We start from the raw sequence: 24021 nt of genomic DNA, 5'->3' as shown, positions 1-24021 counted from the left end.
AAGAAACGGGCCCGCATCTCGCGGGACCCGTACCAGAGGGGGTAACATGACGAAAAACGTGTTCGTCATCGGCTTGAACGATCACAACGCCGAGCGACTGAAGCGCCTGCGCGGCGTGGAGGACGTCGAATTCCACCAGCTGCTGACACCGGCGCAGGTCTCCGACACGCAGGACTTCGATATCCCCGCGATGCTCGACGAGGCGCGCGGGACGCTCGACGCCTTCGGTGGATCGATAGACGCCATCGTCGGCTATATCGACTTTCCCGTCTCGACCATGCTGCCGATCCTTTGCCGGGAATACGGCACGAAGCAGACCTCGCTCGAGGCGCTGCTTAAATGCGAGCACAAGTTCTGGTCCAGAAGCGTGATGCGCGAGGCGATCCCGGACCACATCCCGAAGTTCACCGCGTTCGATCCGTTCGACGACGATGCGCTGTCCAAGATCGGCGAAGCGGACCTGCGCTTCCCGTTCTTCGTGAAGCCGATCAAGTCCTCCGGCTCGCGCCTCGGCTTTCGGATCGACAGCCCCGAAGATTTCGACTTCGCGATCGAGAAGCTCCGAGCCGAGATCCGCACCATCGGCGAGCCCTTCGACCACGTCCTCGCGCAAGCCGACCTGCCGGAGGACATCCGTGCCGTCGAGGGCCATTACTGCATGGCCGAGCAGGTCATCGGCGGACGTCAATGTACCGTCGAGGGCTATGTGCATGACGGCAACGTGGTGCCCTACGGGACGGTGGATTCGATCCGCTACCCGCAGGTGCTCAGCTTCTTCTACTACCTCTATCCCTCGACCCTGCCCGCCCGTGTCCAGCAGAAGATGTGGGAGATCACCCGCACGATCATGGGCCATATCGGCTACGACAATGCGGGCTTCAACATCGAGTATTACTGGGACGAGGTTCAGGATCGGATCTGGCTCCTGGAGATCAACACCCGCATCGCGCAATCGCACTGCGACCTTTTCGAAATGGTCGATGGCGTGTCGCACCAGCAGGTGACCATCGATCTCGGCCTCGGCCGGGCGCCGGACATGCCGAGGGGCGAAGGCCCCGAGAGCGTCGCGGCGGAGTTCTTCTACAGGGTCTTCTTCCGCGATGCCCGCGTCGCACGCATCCCCTCGGCGGCAGAGGTCCAGGTCGCGGCCGAGACCGTTGAGGGCGCTCGCATCGTGTCCTACGTGTCGAAGAACATGATGCTTTCGGAACTGCCCGAACAGGATGCCTACAGCTACGCCGTCGCCTCCGTCTGGATGGGGGCCGGAAAGCAGTCCAAGCTGCTGTGGAACTACGAGCAGGTGATGAAGAAGCTCAACTACGAGTTCGCCGACATCGTCGAGTAGACGCACGATCCGCGGGGGCAGCGCGGTGGATGGACTTCGGAGCCGGGGGCGCGGATAAGACCCATGCCCCCGCCCCTCTTTTACCGGATCGCTGCCCCATGAAGATCGACACGGACATGCCGCGCGACGTGCGCGAACTCGAGCACGTCGAGATCCCGATGCCGGACGGCACCCGCCTCGCCGCGCGGATCTGGATGCCGCAGGACGCCGCCGCCCGGCCGGTCCCCGCGATCCTCGAGTACATTCCCTATCGCAAGAACGACAAGACGCTGGAGCGGGACGCCGCCCGCGCGCCTTGGCTCGCGGGGCATGGCTACGCCTATGTCCGACTCGACATCCGCGGAACCGGCGAGTCGGACGGCGTGATGACCGACGAGTACACCGACATCGAGCTGCAGGACGGCTGCGACGCCATCGACTGGATCGCGGCGCAGGAATGGTGCGACGGCGGCGTCGGCATCGTCGGGATATCCTGGGGCGGCTTCAACGGCCTGCAGATCGCGGCTCTGCGCCCCCCCGCGCTGAAGGCCGTCGTGACGATCTGCTCCACCGACGACCGCTACGCCGACGACATCCACTACATGGGCGGTGCGCTTCTCGGCGACCAGCTCTCCTGGGCGTCGGTCATGTTCGGCATCAATACGCTTCCGCCCGATCCCGCCCATGTCGGCGCGCGATGGCGAGAGATGTGGGAGGCCCGGCTCGATCACTCCGGCCTCTGGCTCGAGGAATGGATGCGCCACCCCACGCGGGACGCCTTCTGGAAGCACGGGTCCATCTGCGAGAACTGGGACGATGTCGAGGTGCCGGTCTACGCGGTCAGCGGCTGGGCGGACGGCTACTGCAACTCGGTCTTCCGCCTCGTCCAGAACCTGCGCTCTCCCGCCAAGGGCATCGTCGGCCCGTGGTCCCACAAGTATCCCTATCTCGGCGCCCCTGGCCCCGCCATCGACTGGCTGACCGAGGAGACGCGCTGGTGGGACCAGTGGCTGAAGGGCGAGGACACCGGCATCATGGACGAGCCGCCGCTGCGCCTGTTCCTGCAGGACCACGCGGAGCCGCGCTCCCATTACGACGTGCGCGAGGGTCACTGGATCACCGAGCCCGCCTGGCCCTCCCCCAATGTGACGCCAGTCCCCTATCCCCTCGGCTCTGACGGATCGCTCGGAACGGAGGGCGCGCCGGATGCGCCGCTGACGATCACGTCTCCGCTCTGGACCGGGATGCAGGCGGGAAAGTGGTGTTCCTACGCCCATCCCGGAGACCAGCCCGGAGACCAGCGCCGCGACGACGCCGGGAGCCTGACCTTCGAGACGGCCCCGCTCGAGGCCGATCTCGCCATCGCCGGCGCCGCCGCCCTGACCCTCACCTTCCGGGTGGATCGTCCGGTGGCCCAGGTCGCCGTGCGACTGATGGACGTGGCCCCGGACGGCGCGGCGACGCGGGTGAGCTACGGTCTTCTGAACCTCAATCACCGCGACAGCCATGAGGCGCCGGAGACGCTGGAGCCGGGCAAGGACTACAAGGTCTCGGTTCCATTCAAGCATGTCGCCCAGATATTCCGAGCCGGGCATCGCATCCGCCTCGGCCTTTCGACGAGCTACTTCCCGATCGCCTGGCCCGTCCCCGAGGCGGTCCGTCTCACGGTCCTGCCGGCGGAATCGTCCCTCACCCTCCCCCTGCGGGAGGCGAATGTGGACACGGCGCCCGATTTTGACCCGCCCCGCGCGGGCGCGCCGCTCGACATGTCGTTCGAGGCGGCCCCGAAGGCCGAATGGACCGTCACGGAGGACCGCGATACCGGCCGCCTGACAATCGAGGTGCGGGACCACGAGGGGGACGCGGTGATCTCGGCACAGGAGTTCCGCCACTCCGCCGAGGGGCGCGAGATCTACACGATCCTGCCCGGCGATCCCCTCTCCGCCGAGGGAGAGGTGACGTGGATCCACGAGATGAGCCGCGAGGACTGGAAGGTGCGAACGGAGACGGATACGCGCCTGACCGGCGACGCGACGCATTTCCGGATCGAGGCGCGGCTGCGCGCGTGGAGCGGTGGGGAGCTGGTGCGCGATCTCGATTGGGACGTCCGGGTGCCCCGCGTGATGAGCTGAAGACCGGCGGCCGGGCGGCGCCTGTCCGCCCTGCCCCTGCTTCTGACCTGCGGATTGCCGGCTAGTCCTGAGGTCTCGAGCGGGCGCGCAGGAGCGTCATGAAGCGGTCGGCCGCGGGGGTCAGTGCTGCCCCGGCCCGGGAGACGATGCCGAAATCCTCGACCGCGATGTCCTCCGCGACGGGCAGAATCGCGAGCCGGCTGCCAAGCGCCGCCCGTTCGATGAAGAAGCGGCAGACGGCGCTCGCGATCGGCGCGATGGCGTTCGTCTCGTTGACGAGGGCGAGCGTGAACAGGATCGAGGTCGTGCTCACAACGCGTGACGGCACGCTAAGTCCCTTCGACAGAAGATAGTTCTCCGCCGTCCGGCGCAGCAGGCCGCCGGGCGGCTGCATCACCCAGTCGTAGTCGAGGCAGTCCCTCAGCGTCGCATCCGACTTGCGCGTCAGGGGATGGGCGAGGCGCACCAGAAGGCTGATCGGCTCCGGTCCGATCATGTCGATGGCGAAGGGGCGGGCATCGGCGGCATCCGGAACCCGTCCAATGTAGAAATCGAGATTGTCGGCAAGGAGCGCCTCGGCGAGACGGTCCGAGGTGTCCACCTGCACCGTCACCTCGATCTCGGGGTAGGCCAGCCGCACCTCGCGCTGCACCGGCAGCAGCTGCTCGAGCGACGGCCCCGTCACCGAGCCGACCCGCACATGGCCACGCATGCCGCCTTTCAGCCCCTCCATCTTCTGATGAGCGCGGTCGAGCCCCTTCAGCGTCTCCGTCGCCTGGTCGGCGAGGATGCGTCCCGCTTCGGTCAGTTCGATCCCCCTCGGGTGCCGTATGTAGAGGGGCGTTCCGACAAGGGGCTCCAGCTGCGCCAGGAGCCGGGAAGCAGCTGGCTGAGTCATGCCCACATGGCTCGCCGCCGCTCCGATCCGGCCATGCTCACGGAGCGCTGACATCAGCCGGAGTTGGGAGAACTTGAGCCCTCCGCGGACGAGGTCCCCGGTGGCAGACGATCTGGGGCGATCCGGGTTGCTCATATCATTTTCGGTATATCAAAGCGCACAATCGGAATTTGTTATGTATCTCCGTAAAGGGCAAGGGTTGTATCGGGCCGCGCAACGTCGCGTGCCCGGGAGAAGCCGGCGCACGATCCGCTCCGGCGAAGGGAGGACAACATGAAACTCACGCGACGCGCCCTTGGCGCCACCGCGATGGCTGCGCTTCTGGCGCTGCCCGCTTACGCACAGGATCAGGGCACCGTCGGCATCGCCATGCCGACCAAGTCCTCGGCCCGCTGGATCGCCGACGGCGAGAACATGGTCCGGCAGTTCGAGGAGGCCGGCTACGCGACCGACCTGCAATATGCCGAAGACGATATTCCCAACCAGCTCGCCCAGATCGAGAACATGATCACCAAGGGCGTCGATGCCCTCGTGATCGCCGCGATCGACGGCACCACGCTGACGAACGCGCTCGCCAACGCCGCCGCGATGGATATCCCGGTCGTTGCCTATGACCGGCTGATCCGCGACTCGGGCGATGTCAGCTACTACGCGACCTTCGACAACTTCCAGGTCGGCGTGCAGCAGGCCAACACGCTCGTCGAGGGTCTCGAGGAGCGCTTCCCGGACGCCGAGCCCTGGAACGTCGAGCTCTTCGGCGGCAGCCCCGACGACAACAACGCGTACTTCTTCTACGATGGCGCGATGTCCGTCCTGCAGCCGCTGATCGACGACGGGAGCGTCAACATCGTGTCCGGTCAGACCGGGATGGATACCGTCGGCACGCTGCGCTGGGACGGCTCGGTCGCGCAGGCGCGGATGGATAACCTTCTGTCCGCCAATTACACCGACGAGACGGTGCACGGCGTCCTGTCCCCCTATGACGGGCTTTCCATCGGCATCATCTCCTCGCTGAGGGGCGTGGGCTACGGCTCGGGCGACATGGAGATGCCCATCGTCACCGGTCAGGACGCGGAGATCCCCTCGATCAAGGCGATCGTGCGCGGCGAGCAGTACTCCACCATCTTCAAGGACACCCGGGAACTCGCCGGCGTGGCCGTGAGCATGGTCGATGCGCTCCTGCAGGGCGGCGAGCCCGAGATCAACGACACCGAGACCTACGACAACGGCGTCAGGGTCGTGCCGTCCTACCTCCTGGAGCCGGTGCCGGTGACGGAAAGCAACTGGCAGGACGTCCTCGTGGGCGGCGGCTACTACACCGAAGACCAGATCGAGTGACGGTCTCGCCGGGCGGCCCCAGATGCCGCCCGGCCCCGATCATCCCGGCCCGCACTTCGGCTCCCCACACTGATCCCCGGCCCGGGAGGCGCTCTCCCGCGGGACCCCGTGTCTTTTCTTCAAGGATTCCGCCATGGCGACGCTGCTCGAGATGCGCGACATCACCAAGGAATTTCCCGGTGTGAAGGCGCTCGATCGGGTGAATCTGAAGGTGGAAGAAGGTGAGATCCACGCCCTCGTGGGCGAGAACGGCGCCGGCAAGTCGACCCTGATGAAGGTACTCTCGGGCGTCTATCCGCACGGCTCCTACAGCGGCGACATCCTCTACGACGGCGAGGTCCAGTCGTTCCGCGGCATCCGCGACAGCGAGAGCCGCGGCATCATCATCATTCACCAGGAACTCGCCCTGATCCCGCTTCTGTCCGTGGCGGAGAACATCTTCATGGGCAACGAGCGCGCCAAGCGCGGCATCATCGACTGGCGCCGGACGGAGATGCGCGCGGCGGATCTCCTGGCCCGCGTCGGCCTCAAGGAAAGCCCCAAGGCGACGGTCGCCGATCTCGGCCTCGGCAAGCAGCAGCTCGTGGAGATCGCCAAGGCGCTGTCCAAGGACGTGCGCCTCTTGATCCTCGACGAGCCGACCTCGTCGCTCAACGAGCAGGACAGCGACAAGCTCCTCGCCCTCCTCGCCGAGTTGCGCAAGCAGGGCGTCACCTCGATCCTGATCAGCCACAAGCTCAACGAGATCCGGCAGGTGGCGGACACGATCACCGTCCTGCGCGACGGTGGCGCCGTGGCCCGCCTCGACTGCGAAGGCGGCATCAGCGAGGACGACATCATCCGCGACATGGTCGGCCGGTCGCTCAATGACCGCTACCCCGAACGCGACCCGCAGATCCGCGAGGAGGTGGCGATGGAGGTCTCGGGCTGGACCGTCCACCATCCGGTGCAGACGGACCGCGTCGTTGTCAGGGACGTCTCGTTCCACGTCCGCCACGGCGAAGTGGTCGGCATCGCCGGGCTGATGGGCGCGGGCCGCACCGAACTTGCCATGAGCCTCTTCGGCCGCTCCTGGGGTCGGGACATCACCGGCACCGCGAAGATCAATGGCCACGTGGCGGACCTCTCCACCGTGCGCTCGGCGATCAATGCCGGGCTGGCCTATGCCACCGAGGACCGCAAGACCTACGGTCTCGTCCTCGACGACACCATCCGCCGGAACGTACCGCTCGCGAAGCTGGACGCGGTCGCCGACGGCGTCGTCGTGAACGGCGCGCGCGAGGCGGAGGTGGCGGAGCGCTATCGCGGGCGGCTCAACATCAAGTCGAGTTCCATCGAGCAGGAGACGGTGAACCTTTCGGGCGGCAACCAGCAGAAGGTCGTGCTGTCCAAGTGGCTCTTCGCCGATCCGGACGTGCTGATCCTCGACGAGCCGACGCGCGGCATCGACGTCGGCGCGAAATTCGAGATCTACACCGTGATCCGTGACCTGGCCGCCAGCGGCAAGGCGATCATCGTCATCTCGTCGGAGATGCCGGAACTCCTCGGAATCACCGACCGCCTCTACGTCATGAACGAAGGCCGCTTCGTGGGCGAGATGCCCACGGCCGAAGCCAGCCAGGAGAAGATCATGGCCCGCATCATCAAATCGGGAGACCGCGTGAAATGAGCCAGATCGTCGACGAGACGGCCGATCGGCCCGCCGGAGAACAGGCGCGTGCCAGCTGGCGCTTCCTGAAGGGACACCTGCGCGAATACGGCATCCTCTTCGCGCTGATCGCCATCATGGCCTTCTTCCAGGTCGCGACGGGCGGCATCCTGCTCAAGCCGGTGAACCTGACGAACCTGGTGCTGCAGAACTCGTACATCGTCATCATGGCGGTGGGGATGCTCCTCGTGATCGTCGCCGGGCATATCGACCTCAGCGTCGGCTCCGTCCTCGGCTTCATCGGCGCCCTCGCGGCGGTGATGATCGTGAACTGGGACGTGCCCTACCCCATCGCCGCCATCGTCTGCCTCGCCGCGGGCGCGGTGATCGGCATGGCGCAGGGGTTCTGGATCGCCTATTTCCGCATCCCCTCCTTCATCGTGACGCTCGCGGGGATGCTGGTCTTCAAGGGCCTGACGCTGTGGCTCCTCGCCGGCCAGTCGGTCGGCCCCTTCCCGCCGCAATTCCAGCTCATCTCCTCGGGCTTCCTGCCGGACCTCTTCGCGATGGATGGGTTCAACCTGATGTCCTTCCTCATCGGCCTCGCGGTGGCGGTCGGCCTGACGCTCCTGGCGCTGAGGAATCGCGCGGCACAGGCGAAGACCGGCGCGCCGGAGGAGCCCTTCGCCTTCTTCGCCGGCAAGACCGCCATCGTCTTCATCGGGATCACCTGGATGAGCTGGCTGATGGCCGATTTCAGGGGCCTGCCCAACGTCTTCATCGTGATGGCGCTCCTGATCGCGATCTATTCCTTCGTCACGAGCCGCACCACGACGGGCCGGCGCATCTACGCCATCGGCGGCAACGAGAAGGCGGCCATGCTCTCCGGCATCAACGCCAAGCGCCTGACCTTCCTGACCTTCGCCAACATGGGAATGCTGGCGGCGCTTGCGGGCCTCGTCTTCGCCGCACGCCTCAACACCGCGACGCCGAAGGCCGGGGCGACCTTCGAACTCGACGTGATCGCGGCCGTCTTCATCGGAGGCGCCTCAATGGCCGGCGGTGTCGGAACCGTGGTCGGAGCCGTCATCGGCGCTTTCATCATGGGCGTGATGAACAACGGCATGTCCATCCTCGGGATCGGGATCGACTACCAGCAGGTGATCAAGGGCCTCGTGCTCCTGGCCGCCGTGATCTTCGACGTCATGAACAAGAAAAAGGGATAGGAGCCATGCTGCTCTCTCAATACATTGGCGAGGCGGGCCGCCCGCAGGTCGTCGCCCGTGAGGGATCGGAGGCCTACGAGGTCAAGTCGGACGCCTCGCTCTACGAGCTTGCGATGGAGGCCGCCGGGACGGGCACCTCGATCCGGGACCATATCCTCGCCCTCGGCCTGAACGGCGCGGTGGACCTCGAGGATCTCCAGTCGCAGGGCCGCCTTCTGCCCCCGCTCACCCATCCCGATCCCGCGCACCTGCACCTCACGGGGACCGGGCTCACGCATCTCGGCTCCGCCTCAACCCGCGCCTCGATGCATTCCAAGAAGCCCGAGGACGAGACGGACTCGATGCGCATGTTCCGCATGGGCGTCGAGGGCGGCAAACCCGGAAACGGGGCGGCGGGCGTGCAGCCCGAGTGGTTCTACAAGGGCACCGGTCACGCCCTCGTTCCCCCCGGCGGGCCGCTGAAGAGCCCCGCCTTCGCGCTCGATGGCGGGGAGGAGCCGGAGATCGCCGGGCTCTACGTGATCGGCCGGGACGGCATGCCCGTGCGGGTCGGCTTCGCGCTTGCCAACGAGTTCTCGGACCACGTCACCGAACGGCAGAACTACCTCTACCTCGCCCATTCCAAGCTGCGCCCCTGCGCCGTCGGCCCGGAACTGCTGGTCGGCGAGCTTCCGGGCAGCGTCGAGGGGACGAGCCGGATCCGTCGCGGCGAGAACGTCATCTTCGAGAAATCCTTCCTGTCGGGCGAGGCGAACATGTCCCACTCGATCCGCAACCTCGAACACCACCACTTCAAGTACGACCTCTTCCGCCAACCCGGCGACGTGCATGTCCACATGTTCGGCACCGCGACGCTGTCCTTCGCGGACGGCGTCAGCGCCGAGGACGGGGACATCTTCGAGATCGAGGCCGGCCCCTTCGGGCTTCCGCTGCGCAACCCCCTCGCCCGTCCGCCGGCCGAAACGCGCGAACCCCTGACAGATATCCGGGTGCTGTGATGAGCTTCGAACCCGCCGAATGGCCCAGACGGCTCAGAAGTCAGGAGTGGTACGGCGGCGTCAGCCGCGACAACATCTATCACCGCGGCTGGCTGAAGAACCAGGGCTACCCCCATGACCTGTTCGACGGGCGCCCGGTCATCGGCATCCTCAACACGTGGTCCGAGCTCACCCCCTGCAACGGCCATCTGCGCGAGCTCGCCGAGAAGGTGAAGGCGGGGATCTGGGAGGCCGGCGGCTTCCCCGTCGAGGTGCCGGTCTTCTCCGCCTCGGAGAACACCTTCCGCCCCACGGCGATGATGTACCGCAACCTCGCCGCGATGGCCGTCGAGGAAACGATGCGGGCACAGCCGATCGACGGCGCGGTCCTCCTCGTCGGCTGCGACAAGACGACCCCGTCGCTGATGATGGGCGCGGCCTCGACCGACATCCCCTCCATAGTCGTCACCGGCGGGCCGATGCTGAACGGCTGGTTCCGGGGCGAGCGCGTCGGCTCCGGCACGGCGCTCTGGCAGATGTCCGAGGACATCAAGGCCGGGAAGATGACCCAAGACGAGTTCCTCGAGGCGGAGCAGGCCATGTCCCGCTCCTCGGGCACCTGCAACACGATGGGCACCGCCTCCACCATGGCCTCGATGGCCGAGGCGCTCGGCATGGCCCTCTCCGGCAATGCGGCGATCCCCGGCGTCGATGCGCGGCGCCGGGTGATGGCGCAGCTGACCGGCCGCCGGATCGTGCAGATGGTGAAGGACGACCTGAAGCCGTCCGACATCCTGACCCGCGATGCCTTCGAGAACGCGATCCGCTGCAACGGCGCCATCGGCGGCTCGACCAACGCGGTGCTGCATGTCCTCGCGCTCGCGGGCCGCGTCGGCGTCGATCTGTCGCTGTCGGACTGGGACCGGCTCGGACGCGACGTGCCGACGATCCTGAACCTCATGCCGTCGGGCAAGTACCTCATGGAGGAGTTCTTCTATGCCGGCGGCCTGCCGGTTGTCCTCAGGCGCCTCGGCGAGGCCGGCATGCTGCACAAGGACGCGCTGACTGTGTCGGGCGGACGGATCTGGGACGAGGTCTCGGACGCGGTGAACTGGAACGACGATGTGATCCTGCCGGTCGAGCGGGCGCTCACGGCCTCTGGCGGCATCGCGGTCCTGCATGGAAACCTGGCGCCGAGTGGCGCGGTCCTGAAGCCCTCGGCGGCAAGCCCGGAGCTGATGCGGCACAGGGGGCGCGCCGTCGTCTTCGAGGATATCGACGATTACAAGGCGCGCATCGCCGACGAGGATCTCGACATCGACGAGACCTGCGTGATGGTGCTGAAGAATTGCGGACCGAGAGGCTATCCGGGGATGTCCGAGGTGGGGAACATGGGCCTGCCGCCCAAGGTCCTGCGCCGCGGCATCACGGACATGGTCCGGATCTCGGACGCGCGCATGTCGGGCACCGCCTACGGCACCGTCGTTCTGCACACCGCGCCCGAGGCGGCGGTGGGCGGCCCCCTCGCGGTGGTCCGCAGCGGCGACATGATAGAGCTCGACGTGCCGGGGCGGCGCCTGCATCTCGACATCACGGAGACCGAGTTGCAGGACCGGCTGAAGGCCTGGACGCGGTCCGAGCCGCCGCCCGCCAGCGGCTATGCCAGGCTCTTTCACGATCACGTCGAGGGCGCCGAGAGCGGCGCCGATTTCGACTTCCTCAAAGGCTGCCGCGGGAACGAGGTCCCGAAGGACAGCCACTGAAGATCCGCGGCATCCGTGCCGCGGGAGCGAGACGGCGCGTCCGGGCCCCAGAGCGTCCGGCGCGCCGTGGCAGGAGGCCCCCCGGGTGGCCGGGGGAGAGAGACGCCGAACCGCGCGAACGGCTCATATGGGCCGCCCACCGCGCCCATGACACTTAAAGGGAGAGAGACCAATGAAGACATTGTTGACCACGACCGCCATCATCCTCGGAGCCGTTTCGGCGCAGGCCCAGACCGTGGGCTTCTCGCAGATCGGTTCCGAATCCGGCTGGCGCGCTGCCGAAACCACCCTGACGCGCCAGCAGGCCGAAGAGCGCGGGATCGATCTGCGCTTCTCCGACGCGCAGCAGCGCCAGGAAAACCAGATCGCCGCCATCCGGTCCTTCGTCGCGCAAGGGGTGGACGCGATCCTGCTCGCCCCGGTCGTCGCGACCGGTTGGGACAGCGTCCTCGAGGAAGCCGCCGAGGCTGAGATCCCGGTCGTCCTGCTCGACCGCCGCGTTGACAGCTCGGACGACCTCTACCTGACCGCCGTCGGCTCCGATCTCGTCCACGAAGGCGAAGTCGCGGGCCAGTGGCTGGTGGACGAGGTGGGCGACGAGGAGTGCCGCATCGTCGAGCTCGAGGGCACCACGGGGTCCTCCCCCGCCATCGACCGTGCCACCGGGTTCCGCAACGCGATCGAGGGCCACGACAACCTCGAGATCGTACGCAGCCAGACCGGAGATTTCACCCGGACCGGCGGCAAGGAGGTCATGGAAAGCTTCCTCCAGGCCGAGAGCGGCAACGAGATCTGCGCGCTCTACGCCCATAACGACGACATGGCGCTCGGCGCGATCCAGGCGATCAACGAGGCGGGTATGGACCCCGGCGAGGACATCCTCATCGTGTCCATCGACGCGGTGCCGGACATCTTCCAGGCCATCGCGGGCGGCGATGCGAACGCGACCGTGGAGCTGACCCCGAACATGGCCGGCCCCGCCTTCGACGCCCTCGAAGCCTACTGGGAGAGCGGCACCGAGCCCGAGAAGTTCATCCAGACGGACTCCGCGCTCTACACGCAGGACGACGATCCGATGGCCGAGTACGAGGCCCGCAAGGACCTCGGCTACTAAGCCGCGATCCTTGGGCGCGGGCGGCCGATCCGGCGGCCCGCGCCTTCCCTCCCTTCTCCCCCTTTCTTCGCTTGCGAGGACCCGTTGCGATGCTGCTGTCCATCCGATCCCTGTCGAAATCCTTTCCGGGTACGAAGGCGCTGGATGCGGTCGATTTCGATCTGGAGGCCGGTGAGGTGCACGCGCTTCTCGGCGAGAACGGTGCCGGCAAGTCCACCCTGATCAAATGCCTGACCGGCGCCTATCGCCGGGACGCCGGCGAGATATGGCTGGACGGCGCGCAGATCTCGCCCGATTCCACCTCGCAGGCGCAGGAACTCGGCATCGGCACGGTCTACCAGGAGGTGAACCTCCTGCCGAACCTGACCGTCGCGCAGAACCTGACCTTCGGCCGCGAGCCGCGCCGCTTCGGCATGATCGACGGGCGCGCGCAGACCCGCATGGCCGAGGAGATGCTCCGGGGCTACGGCCTCGAGATCGACGTGTCGCGGGATCTCGGCTTCTATTCCGTCGCGGTGCAGCAGGTCGTCGCCATCGCCCGGGCCGTGGCGCTGTCCGGCAAGGTCCTGATCCTGGATGAGCCGACCGCGAGCCTCGATGCCGCCGAGGTGCGGATGCTGTTCGACGTGGTGCGGGGCCTGAGGGACAAGGGCCTCGGCATCGTTTTCGTGTCCCACTTTCTCGATCAGGTGTTCGAGATCTGCGACCGGCTGACGGTGCTCCGCAACGGCCGGAAGATCACCACGGAGCGCGTGGCCGAGCTGAACCGCCTCCAGCTCATCGAGCACATGCTCGGCCGGGACCTCGAGGACGCTACCGTAGAGGGCGCGGCGAAGGGCTCCGACGATCCGACGGCCCGCCGGGCCGAGATCCTGCACTTTGAAAATATCGGGCGTCCAGGCCTCGTGGAGCCGTTCGATCTTTCGGTGCGCGAGGGCGAGGTGATCGGCCTTGCGGGGCTTCTCGGCTCCGGCCGCACCGAAAGCGCGGAACTCCTCTTCGGCGTACGCAGCGCCGCGACCGGGTCCGCCCGCGACGCGGAGGGGGCCGTCGCTCACGGCACCCCGCGCGAGGCGATCCGGTCGGGCTTCGGCTTCGCCCCCGAGGACCGCAAGACGGACGGCATCATCGCCGATCTGTCCGTGCGCGAGAACATCATCCTCGCCCTGCAGGCCCGCAGAGGCTGGACGCGGCCCATTCCGCGCGCCGAACAGAACCGGCTGGCGCAGGACTATATCGAACGGCTCGACATCCGCACCTCCGACGCCGAGAAGGCCATCGGCGATCTGTCGGGCGGCAACCAGCAGAAGGTCGTCCTGGCCCGCTGGCTGGCGATGAACCCTCGTTTCCTGATCCTCGACGAGCCGACGCGTGGCATCGATGTCGGCGCTCATGCCGAGATCCTGCGCCTGATCCGCGAGCTGACGGAGGCGGGCATGTCCGTGCTGGTGATCTCCTCCGAGTTCGACGAGCTCGTCGCCGCCTCGGACCGCATCATCGTCCTGCGCGACCGTCGCCACGTGCGGGAGCTGACCGGATCCGAGGTCGCCGCCGACGAAATCGTGCGCGCCATCGCCGGCGGGTCCGCCGAGCCCGCGAACCCCATGGAGGCCACCCGATGAAACGTGCGTTCAGGCGGGTCCTGCCCCAGATCGTCACCCTCGCGATCCTCATGGCGCTGACGTCCGTGTTCTTTCCGCAGTTCCTGGCCATCGACTACCAGGGCGGGCGCCTCTCCGGACCGGTGGTGGACGTGCTGAAGCGCGGCGCGCCTGTGGCGCTCCTCGCCGTCGGCATGACCCTGGTCATCGCGACGCGCGGCATCGATCTCTCCGTCGGCACGGTCATGGCGATCACCGGCGCGGCGGGCGCCTGGGCCATCGCGTCGGGCTGGGGCGTCGGGCCCGCAATCCTTCTGGCGCTCGCGACCGGCCTCGTCTGCGGGCTCTGGAACGGCTGTCTCGTCGCGATCATCGGCATCCAGCCGATCGTCGCGACGCTGATCCTGATGACCTCCGGCCGCGGCATCGCGCAGCTCATCACCGAGGGACGGATCCTGACCTTCAACGATCCGGCCTTCTCCTGGCTCGGCTCCGGCAGCCTCGCCGCCGTGCCCGTCCCGATCTTCATCTGGGTGCTGACGGCGATCGCCTTCGCGGCGCTCATGCGGCGGACGGCGCTGGGGCTGCTGGTCGAGGCCATCGGCATCAACCGCTCCGCCTCGGCCCTCGCCGGGATCAACGCGAAGGTGCTCCTGATCGCGGTCTACATGGCCTCCGGCCTCTGCGCCGCGCTCGCCGGGATCATCGCGACGGCGGACATCCGCGGCGCGGACGCCAACAATGCCGGGCTCTGGCTGGAGCTCGACGCGATCCTCGCAGTGGTGATCGGCGGCAACTCGCTCCTCGGAGGGCGGTTCTCCATCGCCGCCTCCGTCCTCGGCGCGATGATCATCCAGACCATCGACACCGGCATCCTGCTCTCGGGCTTCCCGTCCGAGTACAACCTCGTCATCAAGGCCGGGCTGGTGCTGACCGTCCTCGTCGTGCAATCGCCGAACATGGCCCGGCACTGGTTCCTTCTGCGCCGGCGCGCGCAGCGCCTTCGCGAACCGGCCCCGGCCGAAGGGAGCGCACCGCGATGAGCCTCAATCCCCGCCTCTACCCGCTCCTTGCGACGATCGGCATCTTCGTCGCCGCTTATATCGTCTGCTGGTTGCAGTTTCCCTACATGCTCTCCACCCGCGTCGCCGGGAACCTGCTGACGGACAACGCCTATCTCGGGATCGTCGCGGTCGGCATGACACTCGTCATCCTGTCGGGCGGGATCGACCTGTCCGTCGGCTCGGTGATCGCCTTCTCGGGCGTCTTCATCGCCGTCGTCCTGCGCGAGACGGGGCTGCATCCGCTGATCGTCTTCGCCCTGCTTCTGTCGATCACGACGGCCTTCGGCGCCGCGATGGGCGGGATCATCCACGGCCTCGCCATGCCGCCGTTCATCGTCACGCTGGCGGGGATGTTCCTCGCACGCGGCGCCTCCTACATGCTGACCATCGACTCCGTGCCGATCGCCGATCCGTTCTACGACGCGCTGAAGGACGCCTACTGGCTGATGCCGGGCAAGGGGCGACTGACCTTCATCGGCATCGTGATGCTGCTGTCGGTGGCGGCGGGGGCCCTCGTCGCGCATCGCACCCGCTTCGGCGCGTCCGTCTTCGCCATCGGAGGCGGAGAGCAGACGGCCCGGCTGATGGGCGTGCGCGTGGGCCGGGTGACGGTCGGGATTTATGCGTTCTCGGGGTTCATGGCGGGCCTCTCCGGCATCGTCTTCTCGATCTATACCGGCTCCGGCTACCCCCTCGCGACGGTGGGCGCCGAGCTCACCGCCATCGCCGCGGTCGTGATCGGCGGCACGCTCCTGACTGGCGGTGCAGGCTACATGGTTGGGACGCTCTTCGGGGTCCTGACCATGGGCCTCATCCAGACCTACATCGTGTTCGACGGCTCGCTGTCGAGCTGGTGGGCCAAGATCGTCATCGGCGTGCTGCTGCTTCTGTTCATCCTGCTCCAGCGCGGCCTCCTTCGGGTCACCGCGCTGCGGGCGTGATCCCTGCTTCTGACGGAGAAACCATGTCCTCCTCCCTGCCCCGCCCCCTGCCCGTCGCCCTCGTTGGCATCGGCAAGATCGCCCGGGACCAGCATGTCCCTGCCCTTGCCGGATCGGACGCCTTCGCCCTCGCCGCCTGCGTCAGCCGCTCCGGCGGCATCGAGGGCATCGAGACCCACGCGACGCTGGAGGCCCTTCTGGACGCGCGGCCGGACATCCCTGCCGTGTCGCTCTGCATGCCTCCCGTCCCCCGGTTCGCAGCCGCGCGCGCCGCGATCGCCGCGGGCAAGCACGTGATGCTCGAGAAGCCGCCCGGCGCGACGATCGCCGAGGTGCTGCGCCTGCGGCAGATGGCCGACGGCGCCGGCGTCACCCTCTTCGCCTCCTGGCACTCGCGCATGGCCGGTGGCGTGGCGCCGGCGAAGGCATGGCTCGCGGACAAGAGGGTCCGGCGCATCCGGATCGACTGGAAGGAGGACGTCCGGAAGTGGCATCCCGGCCAGGAGTGGATCTGGGAGGCGGGCGGGCTCGGCGTCTTCGATCCCGGCATCAACGCGCTGTCGATCCTGACCGAGATCTGTCCGGGCCTGCTGCACCTGACCGCCGCGACGCTCACCTTCCCGGAGAACCGCGACACGCCGATCGCCGCCGATCTGACCTTCACGGGCGGGGACGATGTGGAGGCGACAGCAGGGTTCGACTGGCGCCAGGAGGGGGACGACATCTGGCAGATCGAGGTGGAGACGGATGCCGGACCCTTGCGCCTGACCGAGGGTGGCTCGCGTCTCTTCATCGATGGCGCGGAGCAGGAAGCCGGCACGCTAGGCGAGTATCCCGCCCTCTACGCCCGGTTCGACGAGCTGATCGCCGGGCGTCACTCGGATACGGATGCAGCCCCGTTGATCCATGTCGCCGACGCGTTCATGCTCGGGCGCCGGGTGGCGGGCGCCGCCTTTCACGACTGATCGGGACACCGACCCCCACACGGAGCTTCGAATGACCGACCTTTCAGGACGCCGCTGCATCGGCGGGAGCCGGACCGGGACCGACGCCCCCTTCCGCGTCGGCGCCCCCCTGAACCGGCGCCTCGCGGATATATGCACATGAGCGCGGCGGACATTCACGACACGACCCGCTGTCTTCTCGGAGAGGGTCCGCTCTGGCACCCCGAGCGGGAGCAACTCCTGTGGTGCGACATCCTTTCTCGCCGCGTCCTTGGACGACAGGACGGAGCGCTGCAGGACTGGTCCTTCGACCGGTTCGTGTCCTGCCTCGGCTGGGTGGACCGCGCTTCGGTGATCGTCGCGACGCAGACCGATCTGACCCTCCTCGATCTGGACAGCAACGCGCGGGAGCGCGTCTGTCCGCTCGAGGCCGAGAACGTCGCGACCCGCTCCAATGACGGCCGCGCCGATCCGTGGGGGGGCTTCTGGGTCGGAACGATGGGCATCGACAAGGCGGACGGCGCCGGCGCGATATACCGCTATTACAAGGGGGAACTGACCTGCCTTCGCCCCGGCATCACCATCCCCAATGCCATCTGTTTCAGTCCCGACGCCCAGTTCGCCTATTTCGCCGATACCCCGACCTCCTGCATCTTTCGCTGGGAGCTGGACGACGAGGGCTGGCCAATGGGGGAGCCCGAGATCTTCATAGACGAACGCGCCTCCGGCAGCTTCCCCGACGGGGCCATCACCGACCGCGAGGGGCGTCTTTTCGTGTCCCATTGGGGCGCCTCCCGGATCGGGGTCTTCACCGCGGAGGGAAGGCCGGAGACGGCGGTCAGCGTGCCAGCAACCCAACCCTCCTGCCCCGCGTTCGGGGGCGATGACCTTTCGACGCTCTACTGCACCACCGCCGCGATCGGGCTGTCCGAAGAGACCCTGACCGAGCGGCCGGGGGAGGGATTGACCTTCGCCCTCCGCGGAGCGGGGACGGGACGCCGGGAATACCGGGTGCGGGTGGACTGAGGGCCGCGCCCGAAGCCGCGGGGCGCCGCCCCCTCGCCCCGATCGTCCTTCCGTATGGTTGACGCTCCGGCGCAGAATGGACATTGCTCGTCCAGCACTTGAGGAGGAGATTTTCCGATGCTGCGACGTTCATTCCTTGCGACCGCGTCGGTCGCCGCCCTTGCCGGTCTGATCGGCTCCGCCGCCAGCGCGGCTCCCGAGGATTTCGCCGACATGGAGCCCGTCTCCCTGCGTCTGGCCCACGTGGTCAACGAGCAGGACGGCTTCCACGTCGCCGCCGAGCGCTTCGCCGAACTGGTCTCCGAGCGGACCGGCGGCAAGATCGAGGTCGAGATCTTCCCGAACGCCACGCTGGGCGACGAGCGCACGCTTCTCGAAGGCATGCAGATCGGCAGCATCGACATGGGCGTGATCACCAACGGCCCGGTCTCGAACTTCCTGCCCGAAATGGCGGTGTTCGAACTGCCGTTCCTGTTCCCCTCCAACGAGGACGCCTACGAGGTGCTCGACGGCGAGATCGGGCAGGAGCTGCTCGACCGCCTCGAGACCGTGAACCTCAAGGGGCTGGCCTATGCCGAGCGCGGCTTCCGCAACCTGACCAACTCCGTCCGTCCGGTGGCGAGCCCCGACGACATGGGCGGCCTGCGCATCCGCGTCATGGAGAACCCGGTCTACATCGACACTTTCCGCGAGCTCGGCGCCAACGCCATTCCCATGGCTTGGACCGAAGCCCTGACGGCGATGCAGCAAAGCACGATCGACGGGCAGGAAAACCCGGTCAACGTCGTGCACAGCTTCAAGCTGGACGAGACGCAGAGCTACATGACGATGACGCGGCACAGCTACGCCCCTGCCATCTTCGTGATGGGCCAGCCGGCCTGGAACAAGGTCCCGGAAGAGGCGCATGACGTCCTCGTCGAAGCCGCGCGCGAGGCCTCCGCGCACGAGCGCGAGGTCAATGCCGAGATGGAAGCCCAGCAGCTCGACGAGCTGCGCGAGCGCGGCATGGAGATCGACCTCGATCCCGACCTCGATGCGTTCAAGGCCCAGATCCAGCCGGTCTACGACGAGTACGGCGAGAAGTTCGGCGAGCTTCTGGAGCGCATCCAGGCGCAGACCACGGCGAACTGATGGAGCGGCTCGCGAGCTCTCTGGAGCGCGGTCTCGCCGCCGTGCTGCGCCCGGTGGTCTTCGCCGGGATGGCGGCCCTCGCGGCCGTGATCACGCTCCAGATCGTCTCGCGGGTCCTCTTCACGGCGGTCAGCTGGACGGAGGAGGTCGCGCGCTTCCTGCTCGTCTGGCTGACCTTCCTCGGCGCCACGCTCGCCCTCGCCGAGAAGCGCCATATCGCCGTGACGATCGTGACCGACCGGTTGCCCGCCGGGCTTCGCCGCGGCGCCGTGCTCGCGGGTCTCGTCGCCATGACGGCCTTTCTCATTGCGCTGACGTGGATCGGCTGGACCTACATGTCCATGCAGTCCTTCCAGCGCTCCGCCTCCATGCAATTGCCGATGATCTACGTCTATGCCGTGATCCCGATCAGCGGCGCGCTCATGGCCGCCCTCTGCCTCGCCGATCTCGCGGCGACCGCATCGGGACGGGACACGGGCCCGAAGGACCCCGCATGAGCCTCGTTCTGTTCGGGATCTTCGCCGTCCTCATGGTCATCGGCGTTCCGGTCGCCATCGCCATCGGCGCCGGCACCCTTGCCGCGATCTGGGCCAGCGGCACGCCGCTCCTCGTCGTGCCGCAGCAGATGTTCTCCGGCGTCAACAGCTTCGCTCTCGTTGCCGTGCCGATGTTCATCCTCGCCGGGGACATCATGGCGGCGGGCAAGATCAGTACCCGTCTCGTCCAGCTTGCCGACGCTCTGATCGGCTTCCTGAAGGGCGGGCTCTCCATCGTCTCCATCCTCGCGGCTATGTTCTTCGCCGCGATCTCTGGGTCCGGCGCCGCGACGACCGCCGCCGTCAGCGCGACGCTGGTGCCCGAGCTGAAGGCGAAGGGCTACGACGCGGCCTCCGCCGCCAGCCTCATCGCCGCCGGCGGCACGATCGGCGTCGTCATTCCGCCCTCGGTCCCGATGATCCTCTACGCGGTCATCGCGCAGGAATCCGTGGCGGAGCTGTTCCTGAGCGGCTTCCTGCCGGGTGTGGCCATGGGGCTCGGCCTGATGGCAATCGCGCTCTGGCAGGGCTATCGCCGCGCCTATCCCAGCGGCAGCGCCTTCTCGCTCCGGACCATCGCACGCAGCTTCGTCTCCGCGTTCTGGGGCCTGATGACGCCCGTGATCATCCTCGGCGGCATCTTCTCCGGGATCTTCACGCCGAGCGAGGCGGCCGTGGTCGCCGTCGACTACGCGATCCTCGTGTCGCTCTTCATCTACCGGGACCTCACCTTGCGGGACATCTACCGCATCGTGATCCGCTCCGGCGTGACGACGGCGGTGGTGATGTTCGTCATCGCGGCCTCGGCGGCCCTGAGCTGGGCGCTCTCCAACTGGCAGGTGCCAGCGAGCATCGCATCGGGCGTTCTCTCGCTCAGCCAGGAGCCGATGGTCGTCCTTGCGATGATCCTCGTCGTGGTTCTCGTCACGGGCATTTTCATCGAGACCGCCTCGGCGCTCATCATCCTGACCCCGATCCTGCTGCCGCTGGTGATGCAGCTCGGCATCGACACGATCCATTTCGGAATCATCATGGTGGTGGGATTGTCGATCGGAATGATCACGCCGCCGGTGGCGATCAATCTCTACGTGGCGGCCTCGGTCACGAATATCGGGCTGGAGCGGATCGCGAAGGCGGTCCTGCCCTATCTTGCCGTGCTGATCGGGGTGCTGATCATGGTGACGTACCTGCCGCTGGTGCTCTGAGGGCGCAGGGTCCGCCTGCGGGCGCGCCCGGCTTCAGGGGATGCCGGCGCCCCTCGGCGTCTCCAGCGCCTTCACCAGTGACCACACGCTTCGGCGCAACGCCTCGAACTCCGCTTCGCTGAGGCCCAGATCGCCGGCGAGCTTCCGCGGGATTGGCTCGGCACGCGCGCGCAGGGCGGCGCCGGCCTCCGTCAGGGAGACCTTCACCCTCCGCTCGTCCTCGGCATCCCGCGCGCGCGCAACGTAGCCCGCGGTTTCCAGACGCTTCAGGAGCGGCGTGAGGGTGCCGCTGTCGAGATGGAGCCGGGCGCCGAGGGAAGACACGCTTTGCGGCGCCTCTTCCCAGAGGACCAGCATCACGAGGTACTGGGGATAGGTCAGCCCGAGCGGGCCGAGAGCCGGCCGGTAGAGCCGCGTCAGCATGTTGGACGCGGCGTAGACGGGGAAGCAGATCTGTTGCCCGAGCGCCAGGTCGTCCGTGCTCTTCTCGGTCATCGCGCGCCGCCTCTCCCCCCCGGGTCGCTCCTGCCGCCGATGCCGGAGATCGGCGCGGCCGCATCGCCGGAACGACGCAGCGTCGCGAAATGAATTGCACGCAATTGGGTCCCGCACAAGGAAACATTTCCCGCGCCCCGCGTTGCCTATCCGACATTCCATATACGACGAGGCGCGACATGGGCGACCAGATCAAGACGATCAATCCCGCCACCGAAGAGGTCCTCGAGACCTACGACTACATGACGGACGCCACGGCCAAGGCCGCGGTGGAGGCCTGCCACGAAGCGTTCCTGTCCTGGAGGCTGAAGAGCCACGACGACCGCGCCGAGATCATCCGCGCGATCGGCAAGGAGCTGAAGGCCAGCAAGGACGCGTTCGCGGAGCTGATGTCCCGCGAGGTCGGCAAGCGGATCGGCGACAGCAAGCAGGAAATCGACCTCTGCGCGCAGATCTGCGAGTTCACCGCGGCGAACGGGCCGAAGGAACTGGCCGACGAGGAGCGCGAGATCCCCGGCGGCACAGGCGTCGTCACCCAGTCGCCGATCGGCGTGATCTACGGCATCCAGCCGTGGAACTTTCCCTGCTACCAGGTCGTGCGTTATGCCATCGCCAACCTCATGGCGGGCAACGGCATCCTGCTGAAGCACGCCGAGAGCTGCACCGGCAGCGGCCTTTTCCTCCGCGACGTGATGGAGCGCGCGGGCCTGCCGAAGAACCTCTTCACCGTCCTGATCATCGACCATGACCAGTCCGACAAGGTCATCGAAAACGACCTCGTCCGCGGTGTGACCCTCACCGGCAGCGACGGCGCCGGCCGGGCCGTCGGCCAGAAGGCCGCGGAGCAGCTCAAGAAGTCCGTTCTCGAGCTTGGCTCGAACGATGCCTACATCGTCCTCGACGACGCCGACCTCGACCTCGCCGTGAAGACTTGCGTCATGGGACGGATCTACAACAACGGCCAGACCTGCGTGAACGCCAAGCGCTTCGTCGTGACCGAGAAGCATTACGACGCCTTCGTCGAGCGCTTCACCCAGCAGATGAGCGCCATCGAGATGGGCGATCCGTTCGACGAGAAGACCGGGCTCGGCCCGATGTCCCGCACCGAGCTGCGCGACGAGCTGGCAAAGCAGGTGGACGACAGCATCGAGAAAGGTGCGCGGGCGCTCTGCGGCGGCAAGGTTCCGGACCGGATGGGCGCCTATTACCCCGCCACGGTGCTGGTGGACGTCGCACCTGGCCAGCCGGCCTATGACGACGAACTCTTCGGCCCTGTCGCCTCCGTCATCAAGGCGAAGGATGACGAGGACGCGATGCGCATCGCCAACGACAGCCGCTACGGTCTCGGCGGCGGCATCTTCTGCAAGGACGAGGGCCGCGCGCGGGAGCTTGCGAGCAAGCACTTCGACACCGGCATGGTCTCGATCAACGGCTACAACATCGCCATTCCCAACATGCCCTTCGGCGGCGTCAAGAACTCGGGCTACGGCCGGGAGCACGGCGGCTTCGGCATGAAGGAATTCGTCAACACCAAGTCGGTCTACATCACCGGGCAGTAACGGGGTTGGAGAGGCCGGCGGCCTCTCCCTGCCCCTGCCTGTATAAAGCGGCCCGGCGTGCTGATGCGGCCGGGCCGTTTGCCGTTTTGCCGGTCCTGCTGTCAGTCCAGGACCGTCTCCTCACCCGCGACATGCACGTCGACGGAATGGTCCGCGCAGCGGCGGAGGAACGCCTCCGGCAACGCGCGGTCGGTGAAGAACGCATCGAGGTCCGCCAGCGTCGCGACGCGGACGGGTGCCTTGCGCAGGAACTTCGAATGATCGGCGACAAGCAGGATGCGCCGCGCCTGGTCGATGATGGTGCGGGTCACACCGACCTCCTGCATGTCGAAATCGAGGACGTCCCCCTCGTCGTCGAGGGCGGAGCAGCCGATGACGGCAACGTCGAACTTGAAATGCCGGATGGTCCGCGTTGTGAGATCTCCGACCAGCCCGCCATCCGAACGCCGCAGCGTTCCGCCCGCCACGACGATCTGGCAATCGGGGTTCTTCTCGAGGAGTGCGGCGACGTTGATGTTGTTCGTCACGGCGAGAATATTGCGGTGCGCGAGCATCCGGGAGGCCACCGCCTCCGTGCTCGTGCCGATGCTCAGGAACACGGAGCAGTCGTTCGGGATCGCTGCGGCGCAGGCAGCGGCGATCGCGCCCTTGGCGCCGGCATGCAGGCCGCGGCGGTCCTCGTACCCGATATTGGTGACGCCCGACGGCAGGACCGCTCCGCCATGCACCCGCTCCAGCCGTCCGGTCTCGGCGAGGTCCGCCAGATCCCGCCGGATGGTCTGGAAGGTCACGCCGAAATGCTGCGCGAGCGCGTCGACTGTCACCTTCCCGTCGCGGCGGGCAATTTCGAGAATCTCGGGGTGTCGGATCGTCTGGGACATCGATGGGTTCACCGGTTCGGGACGCGCGAGACGGTTATACGTCCCCGGACGCCCGGCAGAAGACATAAAAATCAATCTCGCCCTGAAAATACGCCATAAACGCACATTTACGAACGTTGACGCGACCATATTCTGAGTGTCGCGGCGTAAAACGAACATTGGCGAAAGTTAAAACTTGCCACATCGAGAGCGCCCCGCTAGCGTTGACGGGACCGTGA

General features: G+C 67.2%; 20 protein-coding genes. 17 read left to right on the top strand and 3 right to left on the bottom strand.

Translation table 11 applies throughout. The annotated features are described in order from the left end of the window. Positions 1-46 precede the first annotated feature (46 nt). Together RM543_RS09665 and RM543_RS09660 are read left to right on the top strand one after the other, a co-directional pair. A complete protein-coding gene (locus tag RM543_RS09665; protein WP_311690978.1) occupies positions 47-1345 on the top strand; it encodes an ATP-grasp domain-containing protein in 1299 nt (432 codons plus the stop codon). Between the two features lie 98 nt (positions 1346-1443). Then, positions 1444-3456 (top strand): CocE/NonD family hydrolase, encoded by a 2013-nt coding sequence (locus RM543_RS09660; protein ID WP_311690976.1) that lies wholly within the window; start codon positions 1444-1446, stop codon positions 3454-3456. 61 nt (positions 3457-3517) lie between these two features. Here RM543_RS09660 and RM543_RS09655 read toward each other — a convergent pair whose 3' ends face one another. Continuing rightward, positions 3518-4489: a LysR family transcriptional regulator gene (locus tag RM543_RS09655; protein ID WP_311690974.1), complete on the bottom strand. Its 972-nt coding sequence runs from the start codon at positions 4487-4489 to the stop codon at positions 3518-3520. 138 nt (positions 4490-4627) lie between these two features. Here RM543_RS09655 and chvE point away from each other — a divergent pair, with 138 nt between their 5' ends. The 14 genes from chvE to RM543_RS09585 all read left to right on the top strand — a co-directional run bounded on the left by chvE (position 4628) and on the right by RM543_RS09585 (position 20868). After that, the gene (gene chvE, locus RM543_RS09650; protein ID WP_311690972.1) at positions 4628-5692 is read left to right on the top strand and encodes a multiple monosaccharide ABC transporter substrate-binding protein; all 1065 of its coding nucleotides are present in this window, start codon (positions 4628-4630) and stop codon (positions 5690-5692) included. 133 nt (positions 5693-5825) lie between these two features. Then, positions 5826-7361 (top strand): multiple monosaccharide ABC transporter ATP-binding protein, encoded by a 1536-nt coding sequence (gene mmsA / locus RM543_RS09645; RefSeq protein WP_311690970.1) that lies wholly within the window; start codon positions 5826-5828, stop codon positions 7359-7361. 5 nt (positions 7362-7366) lie between these two features. Next, the gene (mmsB, locus tag RM543_RS09640) at positions 7367-8566 is read left to right on the top strand and encodes a multiple monosaccharide ABC transporter permease (RefSeq protein WP_432280450.1); all 1200 of its coding nucleotides are present in this window, start codon (positions 7367-7369) and stop codon (positions 8564-8566) included. 5 nt (positions 8567-8571) lie between these two features. Then, positions 8572-9564: an AraD1 family protein gene (araD1, locus tag RM543_RS09635; RefSeq protein WP_311690966.1), complete on the top strand. Its 993-nt coding sequence runs from the start codon at positions 8572-8574 to the stop codon at positions 9562-9564. Next, a complete protein-coding gene (gene araD / locus RM543_RS09630) occupies positions 9564-11306 on the top strand; it encodes an L-arabinonate dehydratase (RefSeq protein ID WP_311690964.1) in 1743 nt (580 codons plus the stop codon). Before araD1 ends, araD begins: the two co-directional genes overlap by 1 nt. 172 nt (positions 11307-11478) lie before the next feature. Then, a complete protein-coding gene (gene ytfQ, locus RM543_RS09625; RefSeq protein WP_311690962.1) occupies positions 11479-12420 on the top strand; it encodes a galactofuranose ABC transporter, galactofuranose-binding protein YtfQ in 942 nt (313 codons plus the stop codon). Positions 12421-12509: 89 nt separating this feature from the next. Beyond that, positions 12510-14042, top strand: a complete 1533-nt coding sequence (locus RM543_RS09620) for a sugar ABC transporter ATP-binding protein (RefSeq protein ID WP_311690960.1) — start codon at positions 12510-12512, stop codon at positions 14040-14042. Further along, on the top strand, positions 14039-15064 hold the full coding sequence (locus RM543_RS09615; RefSeq protein WP_311690958.1) for an ABC transporter permease: 1026 nt from the start codon (positions 14039-14041) through the stop codon (positions 15062-15064). The genes RM543_RS09620 and RM543_RS09615 overlap by 4 nt, the downstream gene beginning before the upstream one ends. Beyond that, entirely contained in the window at positions 15061-16026 is a 966-nt protein-coding gene (yjfF, locus tag RM543_RS09610) for a galactofuranose ABC transporter, permease protein YjfF (RefSeq protein WP_311690956.1), read from the top strand. The genes RM543_RS09615 and yjfF overlap by 4 nt, the downstream gene beginning before the upstream one ends. A 23-nt stretch (positions 16027-16049) precedes the next feature. Continuing rightward, positions 16050-16991: a Gfo/Idh/MocA family protein gene (locus RM543_RS09605; RefSeq protein WP_311690954.1), complete on the top strand. Its 942-nt coding sequence runs from the start codon at positions 16050-16052 to the stop codon at positions 16989-16991. 138 nt (positions 16992-17129) lie between these two features. Next, on the top strand, positions 17130-17996 hold the full coding sequence (locus RM543_RS09600) for an SMP-30/gluconolactonase/LRE family protein (RefSeq protein ID WP_311690952.1): 867 nt from the start codon (positions 17130-17132) through the stop codon (positions 17994-17996). 117 nt (positions 17997-18113) lie between these two features. Then, the gene (locus RM543_RS09595) at positions 18114-19127 is read left to right on the top strand and encodes a TRAP transporter substrate-binding protein (protein ID WP_311690950.1); all 1014 of its coding nucleotides are present in this window, start codon (positions 18114-18116) and stop codon (positions 19125-19127) included. Continuing rightward, positions 19127-19624 (top strand): TRAP transporter small permease, encoded by a 498-nt coding sequence (locus tag RM543_RS09590; protein ID WP_311690948.1) that lies wholly within the window; start codon positions 19127-19129, stop codon positions 19622-19624. The genes RM543_RS09595 and RM543_RS09590 overlap by 1 nt, the downstream gene beginning before the upstream one ends. Further along, on the top strand, positions 19621-20868 hold the full coding sequence (locus RM543_RS09585; RefSeq protein WP_311690946.1) for a TRAP transporter large permease: 1248 nt from the start codon (positions 19621-19623) through the stop codon (positions 20866-20868). Before RM543_RS09590 ends, RM543_RS09585 begins: the two co-directional genes overlap by 4 nt. A 33-nt stretch (positions 20869-20901) precedes the next feature. Here RM543_RS09585 and RM543_RS09580 read toward each other — a convergent pair whose 3' ends face one another. Next, complete coding sequence (locus RM543_RS09580) at positions 20902-21363, bottom strand: MarR family winged helix-turn-helix transcriptional regulator (RefSeq protein ID WP_311690944.1); 462 nt, start codon at positions 21361-21363, stop codon at positions 20902-20904. A 179-nt stretch (positions 21364-21542) separates the two neighbouring features. On the opposite strand from RM543_RS09580, the gene RM543_RS09575 reads away from it, so the two are divergent. Then, the gene (locus RM543_RS09575) at positions 21543-22922 is read left to right on the top strand and encodes an NAD-dependent succinate-semialdehyde dehydrogenase (RefSeq protein WP_311690942.1); all 1380 of its coding nucleotides are present in this window, start codon (positions 21543-21545) and stop codon (positions 22920-22922) included. A gap of 101 nt (positions 22923-23023) precedes the next feature. Here RM543_RS09575 and RM543_RS09570 read toward each other — a convergent pair whose 3' ends face one another. Then, the gene (locus RM543_RS09570; RefSeq protein ID WP_311690940.1) at positions 23024-23803 is read right to left on the bottom strand and encodes a DeoR/GlpR family DNA-binding transcription regulator; all 780 of its coding nucleotides are present in this window, start codon (positions 23801-23803) and stop codon (positions 23024-23026) included. Positions 23804-24021: the final 218 nt, after the last annotated feature.

Source organism: Tropicimonas omnivorans (assembly GCF_031846565.1).
Lineage (GTDB): Bacteria > Pseudomonadota > Alphaproteobacteria > Rhodobacterales > Rhodobacteraceae > Tropicimonas_B > Tropicimonas_B omnivorans.
This window is presented reverse-complemented; position numbering and strand designations above follow the sequence as displayed.

Excerpts from the sequence above, each read along its gene's own strand:
- RM543_RS09665 (WP_311690978.1), top strand. The coding sequence starts at position 47 with ATGACGAAAAACGTGTTCGTCATCGGCTTGAACGATCACAACGCCGAG.
- RM543_RS09660 (WP_311690976.1), top strand. The coding sequence starts at position 1,444 with ATGAAGATCGACACGGACATGCCGCGCGACGTGCGCGAACTCGAGCAC.
- RM543_RS09655 (WP_311690974.1), bottom strand. The coding sequence starts at position 4,489 with ATGAGCAACCCGGATCGCCCCAGATCGTCTGCCACCGGGGACCTCGTC.
- chvE (WP_311690972.1), top strand. The coding sequence starts at position 4,628 with ATGAAACTCACGCGACGCGCCCTTGGCGCCACCGCGATGGCTGCGCTT.
- mmsA (WP_311690970.1), top strand. The coding sequence starts at position 5,826 with ATGGCGACGCTGCTCGAGATGCGCGACATCACCAAGGAATTTCCCGGT.
- araD1 (WP_311690966.1), top strand. The coding sequence starts at position 8,572 with ATGCTGCTCTCTCAATACATTGGCGAGGCGGGCCGCCCGCAGGTCGTC.
- araD (WP_311690964.1), top strand. The coding sequence starts at position 9,564 with ATGAGCTTCGAACCCGCCGAATGGCCCAGACGGCTCAGAAGTCAGGAG.
- ytfQ (WP_311690962.1), top strand. The coding sequence starts at position 11,479 with ATGAAGACATTGTTGACCACGACCGCCATCATCCTCGGAGCCGTTTCG.
- RM543_RS09620 (WP_311690960.1), top strand. The coding sequence starts at position 12,510 with ATGCTGCTGTCCATCCGATCCCTGTCGAAATCCTTTCCGGGTACGAAG.
- RM543_RS09615 (WP_311690958.1), top strand. The coding sequence starts at position 14,039 with ATGAAACGTGCGTTCAGGCGGGTCCTGCCCCAGATCGTCACCCTCGCG.
- yjfF (WP_311690956.1), top strand. The coding sequence starts at position 15,061 with ATGAGCCTCAATCCCCGCCTCTACCCGCTCCTTGCGACGATCGGCATC.
- RM543_RS09605 (WP_311690954.1), top strand. The coding sequence starts at position 16,050 with ATGTCCTCCTCCCTGCCCCGCCCCCTGCCCGTCGCCCTCGTTGGCATC.
- RM543_RS09600 (WP_311690952.1), top strand. The coding sequence starts at position 17,130 with ATGAGCGCGGCGGACATTCACGACACGACCCGCTGTCTTCTCGGAGAG.
- RM543_RS09595 (WP_311690950.1), top strand. The coding sequence starts at position 18,114 with ATGCTGCGACGTTCATTCCTTGCGACCGCGTCGGTCGCCGCCCTTGCC.
- RM543_RS09590 (WP_311690948.1), top strand. The coding sequence starts at position 19,127 with ATGGAGCGGCTCGCGAGCTCTCTGGAGCGCGGTCTCGCCGCCGTGCTG.
- RM543_RS09585 (WP_311690946.1), top strand. The coding sequence starts at position 19,621 with ATGAGCCTCGTTCTGTTCGGGATCTTCGCCGTCCTCATGGTCATCGGC.
- RM543_RS09580 (WP_311690944.1), bottom strand. The coding sequence starts at position 21,363 with ATGACCGAGAAGAGCACGGACGACCTGGCGCTCGGGCAACAGATCTGC.
- RM543_RS09575 (WP_311690942.1), top strand. The coding sequence starts at position 21,543 with ATGGGCGACCAGATCAAGACGATCAATCCCGCCACCGAAGAGGTCCTC.
- RM543_RS09570 (WP_311690940.1), bottom strand. The coding sequence starts at position 23,803 with ATGTCCCAGACGATCCGACACCCCGAGATTCTCGAAATTGCCCGCCGC.